1 protein-coding gene is annotated in these 1,002 nt (G+C 43.8%); it reads left to right on the forward strand.

Annotation, left to right across the window (positions count from 1 at the left end; genetic code table 11):
• Window positions 1-98 precede the first annotated feature (98 nt).
• A complete protein-coding gene (locus AC2A06_RS18590) occupies window positions 99-983 on the forward strand; it encodes an IS982 family transposase (protein ID WP_484381269.1) in 885 nt (294 codons plus the stop codon).
• Window positions 984-1,002: the final 19 nt, after the last annotated feature.

The raw sequence follows: 1,002 nt of genomic DNA on the forward strand, positions 1-1,002 counted from the left end.
TAATTAACCTGAGCTTTGGATAAAAAATTGAACTAAATGCCTGTTCCAAGATCTGTTATTTCGACGAAAAAACACGCAGATCAAAAAAAGGAACAGGCATGAATAAACTAGTAGAACTCTTCTGTGATGTCGATGATTTTTGCAGGGTCTTCATCCCATTATGGGAACAGCAGTGCCTGGAGAACGGTAGTCGCAAACGGCGGCGTTCTTCCCGCATGAGTCCCAGCGAGATAATGACCATCCTTATTGCTTTTCATATGTCAAACCACAGGAATTTCAAGAGTTTTTATCTGGGGATCATTGGAATGTACCACCGTCAGGATTTTCCGGAACTCCTCAGTTACACCCGCTTTTTAGGCGTCATGTCATCGGTCATGGTGCCCTTATGTAGCTATTTTACATCGATTAAAGGACAACCGACGGGGATTGAATTTATCGACTCGACCAGCATCAAGGTTTGTCACAACATTCGTATCCCACGCAATAAGGTCTTCGATGGAGTAGCCAAACGGGGAAAAGGGACGATGGGTTGGTTTTACGGTTTCAAATTACACATTATTGTCAACTACTTAGGTGAAATAGTGGCCGCCAAGCTGACCACAGCCAATGTTGACGACCGGGTCCCTGTGAAGGAATTGGCGGAAGGCTTAACGGGCCAATTGTATGGAGACAAGGGCTATATTAGCCAGGCTTTGGCGGCAGAATTAGCTTCTGAAGGTGTAAATTTTATCACGGGTGTACGTAACAATATGAAAGCGAAAGCGCAATCCGCGTGGGATAAGGCAATGTTATCAAAGCGCTTTATCATTGAGACTATCAATGACCAACTAAAAAACATCTCACAAATAGAGCATACACGACACAGGAGTTTGCATGGTTTTATGCTGAATATGGTATGCGGACTGGTCGCGTACTGTTTCAAAGAAGATAAGCCATCAATCAAGTTGAGCCATCCCGAAATGATGGTGCTGATGACGGCTTAACCAGATCTCAGGTTAATTA

The organism is Serratia sp. HNCC26DJ244 (genome assembly GCF_057180565.1).

What these genes read in the sequence shown, in the direction of transcription:
- AC2A06_RS18590 (WP_484381269.1), top strand. Translation starts at nt 99, where the DNA reads ATGAATAAACTAGTAGAACTCTTCTGTGATGTCGATGATTTTTGCAGG.